Source organism: Mesonia aestuariivivens (genome assembly GCF_019311235.1).
In the GTDB taxonomy this organism is placed as follows: domain Bacteria; phylum Bacteroidota; class Bacteroidia; order Flavobacteriales; family Flavobacteriaceae; genus Mesonia; species Mesonia aestuariivivens.
On sequence record NZ_JAHWDF010000020.1, the window covers coordinates 1 to 12,835 of the forward strand.

General features: G+C 36.7%; 11 protein-coding genes. 10 read left to right on the forward strand and 1 reads right to left on the reverse strand.

The window, feature by feature from the left end; all coding sequences use genetic code 11:
• Positions 1-355: 355 nt before the first annotated feature.
• A complete protein-coding gene (locus KW502_RS13900) occupies positions 356-1,624 on the reverse strand; it encodes an OmpA family protein (protein ID WP_219041165.1) in 1,269 nt (422 codons plus the stop codon).
• Positions 1,625-1,963: 339 nt separating this feature from the next.
• On the opposite strand from KW502_RS13900, the gene KW502_RS13905 reads away from it, so the two are divergent.
• From KW502_RS13905 to pseI, 10 genes are all read left to right on the forward strand, one after another.
• Positions 1,964-2,953, forward strand: coding sequence for an SDR family oxidoreductase (locus tag KW502_RS13905; RefSeq protein WP_219041166.1), 990 nt, complete (start codon positions 1,964-1,966; stop codon positions 2,951-2,953).
• Positions 2,954-3,091: 138 nt separating this feature from the next.
• Positions 3,092-4,396: a nucleotide sugar dehydrogenase gene (locus KW502_RS13910; RefSeq protein ID WP_219041167.1), complete on the forward strand. Its 1,305-nt coding sequence runs from the start codon at positions 3,092-3,094 to the stop codon at positions 4,394-4,396.
• Positions 4,397-4,465: 69 nt separating this feature from the next.
• Complete coding sequence (gene wecB, locus KW502_RS13915; RefSeq protein ID WP_219041168.1) at positions 4,466-5,593, forward strand: non-hydrolyzing UDP-N-acetylglucosamine 2-epimerase; 1,128 nt, start codon at positions 4,466-4,468, stop codon at positions 5,591-5,593.
• Between the two features lie 610 nt (positions 5,594-6,203).
• Positions 6,204-7,415, forward strand: a complete 1,212-nt coding sequence (gene wecC / locus KW502_RS13920) for a UDP-N-acetyl-D-mannosamine dehydrogenase (RefSeq protein WP_219041169.1) — start codon at positions 6,204-6,206, stop codon at positions 7,413-7,415.
• Position 7,416: 1 nt separating this feature from the next.
• On the forward strand, positions 7,417-8,427 hold the full coding sequence (pseB, locus tag KW502_RS13925) for a UDP-N-acetylglucosamine 4,6-dehydratase (inverting) (RefSeq protein WP_219041170.1): 1,011 nt from the start codon (positions 7,417-7,419) through the stop codon (positions 8,425-8,427).
• 7 nt (positions 8,428-8,434) lie between these two features.
• Positions 8,435-9,619, forward strand: coding sequence for a UDP-4-amino-4,6-dideoxy-N-acetyl-beta-L-altrosamine transaminase (gene pseC / locus KW502_RS13930; protein WP_219041171.1), 1,185 nt, complete (start codon positions 8,435-8,437; stop codon positions 9,617-9,619).
• Positions 9,603-10,304, forward strand: a complete 702-nt coding sequence (gene pseF, locus KW502_RS13935) for a pseudaminic acid cytidylyltransferase (protein WP_219041172.1) — start codon at positions 9,603-9,605, stop codon at positions 10,302-10,304. The genes pseC and pseF overlap by 17 nt, the downstream gene beginning before the upstream one ends.
• On the forward strand, positions 10,291-10,860 hold the full coding sequence (locus KW502_RS13940) for a GNAT family N-acetyltransferase (RefSeq protein ID WP_219041173.1): 570 nt from the start codon (positions 10,291-10,293) through the stop codon (positions 10,858-10,860). Before pseF ends, KW502_RS13940 begins: the two co-directional genes overlap by 14 nt.
• Positions 10,851-11,708: a methionyl-tRNA formyltransferase gene (locus KW502_RS13945; RefSeq protein WP_219041174.1), complete on the forward strand. Its 858-nt coding sequence runs from the start codon at positions 10,851-10,853 to the stop codon at positions 11,706-11,708. The genes KW502_RS13940 and KW502_RS13945 overlap by 10 nt, the downstream gene beginning before the upstream one ends.
• Positions 11,705-12,733: a pseudaminic acid synthase gene (gene pseI, locus KW502_RS13950; protein ID WP_219041175.1), complete on the forward strand. Its 1,029-nt coding sequence runs from the start codon at positions 11,705-11,707 to the stop codon at positions 12,731-12,733. Before KW502_RS13945 ends, pseI begins: the two co-directional genes overlap by 4 nt.
• The last annotated feature ends 102 nt before the right edge of the window (positions 12,734-12,835 follow it).

The following is a 12,835-nucleotide window of genomic DNA, read 5'->3' on the forward strand; positions in this document are numbered from 1 at the left end:
TCTAGCCTCTAGTCTCTAGTCTCTAATCTCTATCCTCACGGTCAATTCAAGATTTATCATTCAAAATTAAAAATCCAACATTCAAAATCATGCTTCTTGCTTCCTGCTTCTTGCTTCTTGCTTCTTGTTTTTTGCTTCCTGTTTCAAAAAAATAATCTAATCTCTAGCCTCTAATCTCTATCCTCACGGTCAATTCAAGATTTATCATTCAAAATTAAAAATCCAACATTCAAAATCATGCTTCTTGCTTCCTGCTTCTTGCTACTTCATTTTTTTACATAAAAAAAAGGCTAGATGAATTTCATCTAGCCTTTTTAGGTATGACAATAACAGTACTAGTGTACGGTATAAAGTCTTATTTTAATTTAAACGTTACTCTTCTTACGATTTGACGTGCAGCTGAAGAAGATTTTTCTACAGAGTTATCTACACCGCCACCTTGGTAGCTTAATCTTGATTCTTCAATACCTGAAGCGATTAAGATATCGTATACTTTTTTAGCACGTTGCTCAGATAAGTTTTGGTTATAAGTAGCATTACCAATTTCATCGGCATAGCCAATTAATTCAGCAGAAGCGCTCTCATTTTCATGCATATACTTCACTAAGTAATTAATAGCTTCTAATGAATAGGTTTCAGGTTGCGTACTGTTAAATCTAAAGTATACATTTACATACCCGTCATTTAATAATTTAGCAATGCTACCAGAACCGTTAGTGGTATAGTTATCACCAGCCTTAGCATAACGCTTGTCTAAAGATGATTCAAGTTCGTCTGGAATCCCATTTCCGTTTTTATCTACAGCCACACCTTTAGAGTCTACCCTAACACCGCTAGTGGTATTAGGCTCTCTGTCTAAGTAGTTAGGGACACCATCTTGGTCTTCATCCATCATATCGTTTTCAATTTGAGCCACTCGTTCTTTGGTTGCCTCTAATTCTTCACGCAATAAAGTGGTGTTCGATACATCTACCCAATCGGCATGTTTTTCAGCACCCCCTAAGTAGATGTTTAATCCTACAGAAGCATTCACTAACATTCCATTAAATCCAGCCGTTGTAGTTTTAGAATTTCCGTCCCATGTGTAATCTTGGCGTACATTACCCATCACACTCAAGTCTCCTACTAAAGCAAAGTGGTCACTTAAGCGAAGTTGTGGAGTTAATCCAGCAACAAAAGTTCCCATATAATCTTCTCCACCGTCATAACGAGTATTGTCTCCTGGGTCTAAACGAGATACACCAGCACCTGCATGCCCTAATAAGTTCAATCTATTGGTCCACTCTCTAAATCCTAATAAAGTACCTAAATTAACCACCCCTTCAATACTGGTGCGGTAGTATTTAGATTCAAAATCACGAGAGTCGTCGTCGTTTTCTAATTGGTTATAGCCTAAATTTAATTTAAAACCAAATTTATCATTAATCATGTAACGCACACCTAAGTCGGCATTCCAAAATCCTGGGGTAGAACCATAAAAACCATTGGTCATAGGTCTAGAAGGTTTGTTCACCCCGCCCATGGCTTCAATAGACCAGTGATTGTATTCTTTGCTGGTATTTTCTTCTTGTGCAATCGCGCTACAAGCTATAAATAAAGAAAATAATAAAGTAAGTTTTTTCATAATGCAAATTTAAATTTCTCTTTTTTCTGCTGAGTTTGAGGCAAATTTAAGGAAGATCAAGAGATTAGAAAACTCTTAGGCTTTAAATTATGATTTTATTAATAGTTAGGGGTGAAAATTAAATTTTTTTTAAGGGAAAGCGTTGGTATTACCGACTTTCACAAAAGAATTTTTGAATAGCAATGTAAGCGTTGAAATTTATTTATCTTTAACGTTTTTAATTGTTAAGGCTTTGTGAATGACGCTTTCTATTTCTTGAAAAAGAAAAAACTTTGCTGTCTTTATTCATTAAAAAGCAGTTGCTTTTTAAGATGTCTTAGTTTATAAATAAAGTATTCGATGAAAAATTTTCCATCCTTAAAAGGAAAAAAAATAGTAGTAACTGGAGGTGCCGGTTTTATTGGTTCTAATTTATGTGAGTTTCTAATTAGCCAGCAAGCCCAGGTAAGGTGTTTAGATAATTTTGCAACGGGACATCGGCATAATATAGAACATTTACTAAAAGATGATTTGTTTGAGTTGTTAGAGGGTGATATTCGTGATTTACAAACCTGCCAACAAGCTTGTGAGGGAGTAGATTTTGTATTGCATCAGGCGGCACTAGGTTCGGTACCACGTTCTATAGCCGATCCTATCACTACAAATGCAGTGAATGTAGGCGGATTTTTAAATATGCTGGTCGCAGCACGCGATCAACAGGTAAAGCGTTTGGTGTATGCCGCAAGTTCTTCTACTTACGGAGATTCTACTGCTTTGCCAAAAGTGGAAGAAAACATAGGGCAACCCTTGTCGCCTTACGCCATTACCAAGTATGTAGATGAGTTGTATGCCCAAAATTTTAAGCTTACCTACAATTTAGATACGGTAGGTTTACGTTATTTTAATGTGTTTGGTAGAAAACAAGACCCGCAAGGGGCTTATGCAGCGGTTATACCTAAGTTTGTACAGCAATTCATGAAACACGAGTCCCCTCAAATAAATGGCGATGGTACCTATTCTCGTGATTTTACCTATATCGATAATGTGATTCAAATGAATATGCGCGCCCTTACCACCGAAAATACCGAAGCATTAAACCAAGTGTATAACACCGCCGTGGGAGATCGTACCACCATATTGTCGATGGCCAAAGATTTACGAAGCTTCTTAGCAGAAAAAGATTCAAAAATTGCACAGGTAGAAATTTTACATGGTCCTAACCGTCAGGGAGATGTGCCGCACTCGTTAGCTTCTATTGAAAAAGCGCAACACTATATGGGTTATGTACCTACACATCGCTTTCAAGAAGGTTTAAAAGAAGCCGTAGATTGGTATTGGGAACATTTATAAGTGAAGCAGGTGAAGAGAAATCTCTTTAAATCGTTCATTTTGTAAATGAATTGCTCAGCTTATAAACCTTAAAAAATACCTAAAAATAAGTACGAAATAAAAATTATAGGGGTTCTTTGCCTCTTTAAAACAAAAAATATGAATCCAAAAATTGCGGTAATTGGTCTAGGTTATGTAGGCTTACCTTTAGCTCGACTTTTTGCTACTCAATACCCAGTGGTAGGTTTTGATATCAATAGCCAACGAGTACAAAAGTTACAACAAGGGCACGATGATACCTTAGAGGTAGAAGATAAAATTTTACAAGCCGTATTAAAACAAAAAAATCCAATAGCAAATGCCAGTTCGAGCGAAGTCGAGAACGGTTTATATTGTTCTGCAGCGATAGAAGACATTAAAAACTGTAACTATTACATCATTACTGTACCTACTCCGGTAGATAAAAATAACCGCCCCGTACTGGTTCCTTTACAAAAAGCGAGTGAAACCGTAGGGAAGGTCTTAAAAAAAGGAGATGTGGTGGTGTATGAAAGTACCGTGTATCCTGGAGCTACCGAAGAAGAGTGTATTCCGGTGTTAGAGCAAAGTTCTGGATTAAAATTTAATGAAGACTTTTATGTGGGCTACTCGCCAGAACGCATCAATCCAGGAGATAAAGAACATACAGTAGAGAAAATTTTAAAAGTCACTTCGGGAAGTACCCCCGAAATTGGTAAAAGAGTAGATGAACTTTATAAATCGGTCATCACGGCAGGTACCCACTTGGCGCCTACCATTAAAGTGGCAGAAGCGGCAAAGGTGATTGAAAATTCGCAACGTGATATTAATATTGCATTTGTGAATGAATTAGCGAAAATCTTCAGTAAGATGAATATTGATACTCAGGCAGTACTAGAAGCTGCTGGGACTAAATGGAATTTCTTACCTTTTAAGCCAGGCTTAGTAGGAGGGCATTGCATAGGGGTAGATCCTTATTACTTAGCTCAAAAAGCCCAAGAATTAGGCTATCATCCCGAGATTATCTTAGCCGGAAGGCGCATGAACGATTCGATGGGAGAGCATGTAGCGGCAGAGGTGGTCAAGTTGATGTTGAAGAAAGATGTGAAAGTAAAAGGAAGTAAAGTGTTGGTACTAGGCATTACCTTTAAAGAAAATTGTCCTGACGTAAGAAATACCAAAGCTATTGATGTGATTGAACATTTGCAAGAGTACGGTATGGAGGTAGAGGTTTATGACCCTTGGGCAAATCCAGATGAAGTGCAACATGAGTATGGTATTGAATGCCAAACTAAGCTTAAGGAAGGCCAACATTACGAGGCAATTGTATTGGCAGTAGCCCATCAACAGTTTTTAAGCTTAGAGCTGAATCGTTTAAAAGCAGCGCAGGCAGTAGTGTATGATGTAAAAGGTGTACTAGGAGAAAAAGCTGACGCAAAGTTATAGACTGTAATTTATAAAGGATAGAGAAATAGCAAAAGTGAATACTCTATTTAAAAAGGCATAGCAATTCATATGAAAAAAATAAAAAACCTGATTTTGTTTGGAACGCGCCCCGAAGCGATTAAAATGGCTCCTTTAGTAAAAGCTTTTCAAAACGAACAGGAGCATTTTGAAACTAAAGTTTGTGTCACCGCGCAGCATCGAGAAATGTTAGATCAAGTCTTAGCTTTTTTTGAGCTTCAGCCCGATTATGATTTAAACTTGATGCAGCCTGGGCAAAATTTATACAGCTTAACGGCAGCCATTATCACAGAGTTAAAACCAGTACTAGAAGAATTTCAACCCGATTATGTTTATGTACACGGTGATACCACCACCACCATGGCAGGCAGTATCGCTAGTTTTTACAGTGGGGCAAAGGTGTGTCACGTAGAGGCAGGTTTACGTACCTTTAATAAGCGTTCGCCTTTTCCAGAAGAAATGAACCGGCAGGTAACGGGAAGAATTGCCGATGTGCATTTTGCGCCTACCTCAACTTCTAAGGCCAATTTATTACAAGAACATGTATCCGAAGAAAGCATTTTGGTAACTGGGAATACGGTGATCGACGCTTTGTTAAAGAGTGTCGCTAAAGTCAATGAAAACCCGAGTGCCCTCATCAAAGACTTGCAAGAAGAACTAGGAGAGAAAGAAGTGATTTTAGTGACCGGGCATCGTCGCGAAAATCATGGCGCTGGTTTTGAACGTATCTGTGCCGCTTTACAGCAAATTGCAAAGCAAAAGCCAGAGGTCTTAATCGTGTATCCGGTACATTTAAATCCGAAGGTGCAAGAACCCGTGAACCGTATATTGGGAGAGGTGAACAATATAAAACTCATAGCCCCCTTAGCCTATCAAGACTTTATTTGGCTGATGAATCGCGCTAAATTAATCATTACTGATAGTGGCGGGGTGCAAGAAGAAGCGCCTAGTTTAGGAAAGCCTGTGTTGGTGATGCGCGATACCACCGAACGCCCAGAAGCTGTTGAAGCGGGGACGGTGATTTTAGTAGGTACTCATACCGATAAAATTGTTAAGGAAACCTTAGACTTGCTCAATAATCCAAGTCGTTTTGAAAACATGAGTCGTTTGCATAATCCGTACGGCGATGGGCAAGCTTGTGAGCGTATTGTAAAGCATATTAAGGAATTAGGAAAATAATAGTAGTGAAGAGTTAGGGTAGTGGAGGAAAGTTTGTTATGAATTGTAATAAACTTTCCAAACTCCTATACTTAATTTTAAATTTTCTAATTTCTCACTACTCACTACTCACTACTCACTACTCACTACTCACTACTCACTACTCACTACTCACTACCAATTCAACATTCAAAATCCTGTTTCCTGCTTCTTGCTTCCTGCTTCTTGTTTCAAAAAAATAATCTAAATTCTAGCCTCTAGCCTCTAGCCTCTAATCTCTATCCTCACGGTCAATTCAAGATTTATCATTCAAAATTAAAAATCCAACATTCAAAACCATGCTTCATGTTTCTTGCTTCCTGTTTCCTGTTTCAAAAAAATAATCTAAATTCTAGCCTCTAGCCTCTAGCCTCTAGCCTCTAGTCTCTAATCTCTATCCTCACGGTCAATTCAAGATTTATCATTCAAAACCATGCTTCTTGCTTCTAGCTTCTAGCCTCTAGTCTCTTAAAAATCATAAAAAAAAGAAAAAACTATTCTGTTCTAGTGGGAAATGCTAACTTCGCAATTCACAAATTATAAGGTGTTAAAAGTATTCCTGTGAACACTATTTATAGACAAGCGTAAAGAAATGAACCCAACAGTAACAACGATAGGGTTGGGCTATATTGGCCTGCCCACTTCAGCCTTAATCGCAGCGAATCAACAAGCGGTTTGGGGGGTAGATATTAATCCGCAGGTGGTAGAAACCTTAAATCAAGGCAAAATACATATTGTAGAACCCGACTTAGAAGAAATTTTAGCCACTGCTGTTAAAGAGGGCTATTTTAAAGCAAGTACAACACCTCAAGTAGCCAATACCTATTTAATTGTGGTGCCTACGCCCTTTAAGGGCAATCATGAGCCCGATATCTCGTATGTAGAAGCGGCGACCAAGGCGGTACTCCCGTTATTAAAAAAAGATGATTTATACATTATAGAGTCAACATCACCAGTAGGGACCACCGAAAAGATGATGAAACTCATCTATACCGAGCGTCCAGAGTTAGCGGGGCAGCTTCATATTGCCTACTGTCCAGAACGTGTGTTGCCGGGCAATGTCATGCATGAGTTGGTACATAACGATAGAGTAATTGGGGGGGTAAATGAGGCAAGTACCCAAAAAGCAATTGCTTTTTATAAACAATTTGTAAAAGGAGAATTACACGCTACCAATGCGCGTACGGCAGAGATGTGTAAGCTCACCGAGAATTCAAGTCGTGATGTACAAATTGCCTTTGCGAATGAGTTATCGTTGATTTGCGATAAGGCAGATATTAATGTTTGGGAGCTAATTAACTTAGCCAATAAACATCCACGTGTGAATATTTTACAACCTGGTTGTGGGGTAGGCGGGCATTGCATTGCGGTAGATCCTTATTTTATTACGTCGGAGTTTCCCATGGAATCACAAATCATTGGGAAGGCGCGGGAGATCAATAACTATAAAAGTTTTTGGTGTGCCGAGCAGATTAAAAAAGCCAAGCATGAATTTCAGTTGAAGCACGGTAGAAAACCAGCCATAGCGCTTATGGGCTTAGCCTTTAAACCGAATATAGACGATTTACGCGAATCACCGGCAAAATATATTGTACAAAAAGTATTACAAGACGCACAAGATGAAGCTTATTATATTGTAGAGCCGAACATTGAGACGCATCAGGTATTTAAAATCACCGATTATCAAGAGGCGGTAGAAAAAGCAGATATCGTCGCTTTTTTAGTAGGGCATCGGGAGTTTAGTATGGTTAAATTAGACCAAGATAAAATAATTTTAGATTTTTGTGGAGTAAAAAATAAATAAGATGTTAAAAGATAAGTCATTATTAATTACAGGGGGAACAGGTTCCTTAGGGAAGGCCTTAACTGCACATATTTTACAGGAATACCCGGAGATTAAAAAAATCGTCATTTATTCTAGAGATGAGCAAAAGCAGTTTCACATGGCACAGGAATATCCTGCTAAAGATTTTCCGCAAATTCGTTTTTTTATTGGGGATGTACGAGATCGTGAACGTCTAACACGAGCGATGAAAGATATTGATTTTGTAATACACGCGGCAGCGATGAAGCATGTGCCTATCGCTGAATATAATCCTGATGAATGTGTAAAAACAAATATTCACGGAGCACAAAATGTAATTAATGCTTGTTTAGAAACCGGTGTAGAACGAGTGGTAGCACTTTCGACTGATAAAGCTTGTGCACCTATTAACTTATATGGAGCCACAAAATTAGCCTCTGATAAATTATTTGTAGCTGCCAATAATATTACAGGATGGAACCCTATTCGGTTTTCAGTAGTGCGTTACGGTAATGTAATGGGCTCAAATGGTTCGGTAATTCCATTCTTTATTAACAAGAAAAAAGAAGGAGTGTTGCCGATAACTGATCCTGAAATGACCCGTTTTAACATTTCTTTACAAGGAGGGGTAGATATGGTGATGCATGCGTTAGAACAGGCTTGGGGAGGAGAAATATTTGTACCTAAAATACCGTCGTATAAAATAACAGAGGTTGCCGAAGCAATTGGTCCGGAGTGTGATCATCCGGTAATTGGAATCAGACCGGGAGAAAAGGTACACGAAGAGATGATAACCCCTTCCGATTCCTTTTATACCTATGATTTAGGTAAATATTTTACAATTTTACCCGCACGTCCTAAATGGAGTTTAGATAAGTTTAAACAAGAATTTAAGGCAGAAAAAGTAAAAGAAGGTTTTGCTTATAATTCCGGTGATAATACAGAGTGGGAAACAGTAGATTCTTTACGTAGTTTAATTAAAGAACACGTTGATCCTAGTTTTGAAGTATAATTGAGATATGGAAAATAAAGTTATACCTTACGGAAGACAACATATTACAGAGGAAGATATTAAAGTAGTGATAGAAACACTACAATCAGATTATCTTACGCAAGGTCCTAAAATTAAAGAGTTTGAAGATAATTTTGCTCAATATGTGGGGGCCAACTACGCAGTAGCATTGGCTAATGGTACAGCAGCATTACATTTATGTGCTATGGCATTAGATGTAAACCCTGGCGATAAAGTAATTACTACACCCATTACCTTTGCAGCTTCTGCGAATTGTGTAAGGTACTGCGGCGGCGAAGTGGTTTTTGGCGACATCGACCCGGATACTTATTTGTTAGATATCAATTCCGTAAAAAAACTCTTAGAAGCATCCCCTAAAGGAACCTATAAAGGGATTATTCCGGTAGATTTTGCAGGTAGAGCTGTTAATTTGGAAGCGTTTAAAGCACTGGCAGATGAATATGGTTTATGGATAATTGAAGATGCTTGCCATGCACCAGGTGGTTTTTTTAACGATACAAATGGAAAAGAACAATGGTGTGGTAACGGAAAATTTGCTGACTTAGCAATTTTTTCATTTCATCCCGTAAAACATATTGCTTCTGGAGAAGGAGGGATGGTAACTACCAATGATAGAGAACTTTATGGTCGACTTCTAAAACTACGTACCCATGGTATTGTAAAAGATGATGGACAATATACCAATAGTATAGATTTTGCAGGAGGAGAAGATAGCTATCCTTTATGGTATATGGAAATGCAAGAATTAGGTTACAATTATCGTATTACCGACTTTCAGGCCGCTTTGGGGAATAGCCAATTGCAACGTGCTGATGAAGGCGTACAACGAAGAAGAGAAATAGCTAAAGTTTATGCTCAGGATTTTCAAGGTAAAAATTATGTAAAAGGACAATCCGGAATCGTAAAAGGGCATGCGCATCACTTGTATGTAGTGGAGGTAAGTGACCGTTTAGGCTTATATAATTACTTGCGAGAGCATAAGATTTTTGCACAAATTCATTACATTCCTTGTCATTTAATGCCATATTACCGACAATTTGGATGGAAAGAAGGAGATTTGCCTCATGCCGAAAACTACTATAAACACTGCATCAGTTTACCGATGTATCCTACCTTAACCAAAGAAGAACAACAATTTGTCATAACAACAATTGATGAGTACTATAATTAGTAACTTATGCATTATACCGGCACGAGGTGGTAGCAAGCGCATACCTAGAAAAAATATTAAAGATTTTTTGGGTAAGCCAATCATTGCCTATTCTATAGAAACAGCTATTAAAAGTGGTTTATTTGATGAAGTGATGGTTTCAACCGATGACGAAGAAATTGCAGAAATTGCAAAAAAATATGGAGCAAGAGTTCCTTTTCTAAGAAGCAAGGAAAAAGCAAATGACGTTGCAACAACTTTTGATGTTATAGAGGAAGTGCTTTTAAATTATAAAAAAGAGCGAATTTCTTTTGATAATGCGTGTTGTATTTATCCGTGTGCACCTTTTGTAACCTCAAGCCGATTAACAGAATCCTTTAAAATGTTAAGCAACTATGATACCGTTTTTCCAGTTGTTAAATATGGTTTTCCGATACAACGAGCACTTAAAATGGAAAATCAGCAAAAAATTTTATTTATACAACCTGAATATAGTTTAGCGCGTTCTCAAGATCTTAGTGATAGCTACCATGATGCAGGGCAATTCTATTGGTTTAAGCCTGAAATTCTTTTGCAATCAAAAACTTTAATGACTGATAATACAGGAGGAATAGAGCTTTCTGAATTAGAAGTGCAAGATATAGATAATCGGGTTGATTGGAAATTGGCAGAATTAAAATATAAATTGCAAAATGAGCTTTCCTAAAAAATATAAAACATTAATAAATAATACTTTTTCAGAAAGGGAATATTCAATTACTCCTATTCGTTATGAAGACCGTTTTAAAATTATGCAATGGCGTAATGAACAGCTATACCATTTACGTCAAGCAAAACCTTTAACAGAAGAAGATCAAGAATTTTATTTTACGAATGTGGTTACTAAACTTTTTGAAAAAGAACAACCTGATCAACTCTTATTTTCCTATTTGAAAAATGAAGAGTGTATTGGTTATGGAGGTTTGGTCCATATCAATTGGATAGATAAAAATGCAGAGATTTCTTTTATTATGGATACAAAATTAGAAAAAAATGAATTCGAAATGCAATGGGGAATATATTTGGAATTAATTGAACAAGTAGCTTTTAAAGAACTAAAACTACATAAACTCTTTGTTTATGCATTTGATTTAAGACCTCATCTATACCAAGCAATTGAAAAAAAATGCTATAAAAAAGAAGCAGCTTTAAAAGAACATTGTTTATTTGAAAAGCAATATATAGATGTTATCATACACCGTAAAATTAATCCATGGAATTAGGTGTATTGTGTAGTGGAGGATTAGGTTATTCTACATTAGTACAGTTGGTAGATAAATACCCGATCAACTTTGTTTTTACAGATTCAAAATCGATCAGTATTATAGACTTGTGTAGAAATAAAAGCATACCTGTATTCATTGGTAACCCGAGGAAAGGTAAAGCAAAAAAAATCATAGAAGAAAATACATGTAATGTTTTAATATCAATTAATTACTTGTTCATTATAGAAGAAGATGTTATTAATATGGGAAGTGATTTGACTTTTAATATACATGGTTCTTTATTGCCGAAATATAGAGGGAGAACCCCCCATGTATGGGCTATTATTAATGATGAAAAACAAACAGGTATTACGGCGCATGTAATTGATGAAGGCTGTGATACCGGGAATATAATAGAACAAGTTGTCATACCTATTGATATAAAGGATACGGGAAATGATGTGCTAGTCAAATACCATAATCACTATTTTCCATTAATTGAGAAAGTAATTACAAAATACAAAGAAGGAACGCTTACTTTTAAGAGTCAAAAAGAAGAAGAAGCAACTTATTTTGGTAAGCGGACTCATTTGGATGGTCGAATTAATTGGAACTGGCAGCGAAAGAGAATTTTTAATTGGGTTAGAGCACAGGCAAGTCCCTATCCTGGAGCATTTACATTTTACCAAGATGAAAAACTTATTATTGATGAAGTAAGTTTTTCAAATTATGGTTTTAACTATTCTATGGAAAATGGTCAGATATTAAGTGTTGAACCGTTATTAATAAAAACACCAAATGGCGTACTAAAAGTGAAATCCATGAGAGAAAATATTAAATTAAAAAAAGGAGCCTTATTAATATGAAAAAAGATTCTGTATTTATTATAGCCGAATTATCTGCTAATCATGGCGGAGATATAGAAATAGCAAAAAAAACAATCAGAGCTGCTAAACGGACCGGAGCGGATGCAATCAAATTGCAAACCTATACCCCGGGTACGATTACCTTAGACTCTGATAAAGAAGATTTTATTATTAATTCGGGGAGTATTTGGGACGGAAGAAAATACTATGAATTATATCAGGAGGCCTATACGCCTTGGGAATGGCAAGAAGAACTCTTTCAGGTAGCCAAAGAAGAAGGTTTGATTTGTTTTTCTTCTCCTTTTGATAAAACAGCGGTTGATTTTCTAGAAAAGTTAGAAAATCCAATTTATAAAATTGCTTCTTTTGAAATTACAGATATTCCTTTGATTGAATATGCTGCTTCAAAAGGAAAGCCAATGATTATCTCTACAGGAATTGCTGAGTTTGAAGATATTCAATTAGCAGTGGAAACTTGTAGAAAAGCAGGAAATGAAGATATTACCATTTTAAAATGCACCTCTTCTTATCCGGCACCCATAGAAGAAGCTAATTTAGTGATGATGCAGCGTTTTGCAAAAGACTTCGGGGTTAAAGTCGGTCTGTCAGACCATACACTAGGAACAACGGTTCCTGTAGTCGCTACAGCTTTAGGAGCAAAAGTAATAGAAAAGCATTTTATCTTAGATAAATCTATCGGCGGTCCCGATGCGAGTTTCTCTTTAGACGAACAAGAATTTACCAACATGGTAACCGCAGTTCGAAAAGCAGAACAAGCGATGGGTCAAGAAACTTATGAGCTAACTGAAAAACAGAAAGCAGGAAAAGCCTTTGCGCGCTCCTTATATGTAGCTGAAGACATCAAAAAAGGAGAAGAGTTTACCGAAAAAAATGTACGTTCAGTAAGACCGGGGTTTGGAATGCATCCTAAGTATTTGAAAGACTTTTTAGGAAAAAAAACTGTTTCTAATTTAGAGAAAGGAGAGAGAATAAGTCCAAATACAATGAATTTTAAAGATAAATAAAAGCAAGAAAGCATATAAGATTAAATTATTAAAGAGGAGTATGTACTGTTTAATAATTATATTTTATGTGGGTTTTTCAAAAAAAAAATGATGTGTATTAGA

Coding starts and splice junctions, on each gene's coding strand:
- KW502_RS13900 (WP_219041165.1), bottom strand. CDS start 1,624: ATGAAAAAACTTACTTTATTATTTTCTTTATTTATAGCTTGTAGCGCG.
- KW502_RS13905 (WP_219041166.1), top strand. CDS start 1,964: ATGAAAAATTTTCCATCCTTAAAAGGAAAAAAAATAGTAGTAACTGGA.
- KW502_RS13910 (WP_219041167.1), top strand. CDS start 3,092: ATGAATCCAAAAATTGCGGTAATTGGTCTAGGTTATGTAGGCTTACCT.
- wecB (WP_219041168.1), top strand. CDS start 4,466: ATGAAAAAAATAAAAAACCTGATTTTGTTTGGAACGCGCCCCGAAGCG.
- wecC (WP_219041169.1), top strand. CDS start 6,204: ATGAACCCAACAGTAACAACGATAGGGTTGGGCTATATTGGCCTGCCC.
- pseB (WP_219041170.1), top strand. CDS start 7,417: ATGTTAAAAGATAAGTCATTATTAATTACAGGGGGAACAGGTTCCTTA.
- pseC (WP_219041171.1), top strand. CDS start 8,435: ATGGAAAATAAAGTTATACCTTACGGAAGACAACATATTACAGAGGAA.
- pseF (WP_219041172.1), top strand. CDS start 9,603: ATGAGTACTATAATTAGTAACTTATGCATTATACCGGCACGAGGTGGT.
- KW502_RS13940 (WP_219041173.1), top strand. CDS start 10,291: ATGAGCTTTCCTAAAAAATATAAAACATTAATAAATAATACTTTTTCA.
- KW502_RS13945 (WP_219041174.1), top strand. CDS start 10,851: ATGGAATTAGGTGTATTGTGTAGTGGAGGATTAGGTTATTCTACATTA.
- pseI (WP_219041175.1), top strand. CDS start 11,705: ATGAAAAAAGATTCTGTATTTATTATAGCCGAATTATCTGCTAATCAT.